Raw genomic sequence first — 505 nt, 5'->3', positions numbered from 1 at the left:
CTACGCGAGAACGTCACCTCCAAAGGAGGGACGACCGCCGAAGCATTACGTACTTTCAATGAACATCAACTCTCTGATATCGTAGCCAAGCATGCAAGCGGCAGTGGCTCGTGCAGCAGAGAATGGAAAACTGTTTTAATCACCTGGCTGCTTAGCAGCTCTACGKTTTGAGGGCATCTATGAATGCAATGAGTTTTCTGATTTCGACGCTGTTTGATCTCTATATCATGGTCGTGATCTTACGAATTTGGCTGCAAGCCGCGCGTGCGGATTTTTACAATCCATTTTCGCAATTTATCGTCAAAGCAACCCAACCCGTAATCGGCCCGCTGCGCCGTGTGATCCCATCCATTGGTAGTCTAGATCTGGCAACCGTATGTTTGCCTACGTCTTGTGTGTGTTGAAGTTTGTTGCGCTGATCCTTGATTGCTTCTGGTGGTTCCGTCACCTTTAGTTGCCGATTTCCTCTACCTTGGTTTAACTGTCACTGGTGAAAGCCGCTGGT

The 505-nt window shown here is 48.4% G+C and carries 2 pseudogenes; both read left to right on the top strand.

Going from position 1 to position 505, the window contains the following annotated elements:
- Positions 1 to 139: pseudogene (locus CIK04_RS26325) on the top strand (pyrroline-5-carboxylate reductase dimerization domain-containing protein); the annotation flags it as partial.
- 40 nt (positions 140 to 179) lie between these two features.
- A pseudogene (locus CIK04_RS26320) lies at positions 180 to 505 on the top strand (YggT family protein); the annotation flags it as partial.

This window comes from Vibrio sp. 03_296 (genome assembly GCF_002265885.1).
The sequence above is the reverse complement of the archived record's forward strand: the minus strand, read 5'-3'. Positions and strand labels throughout refer to the sequence as shown.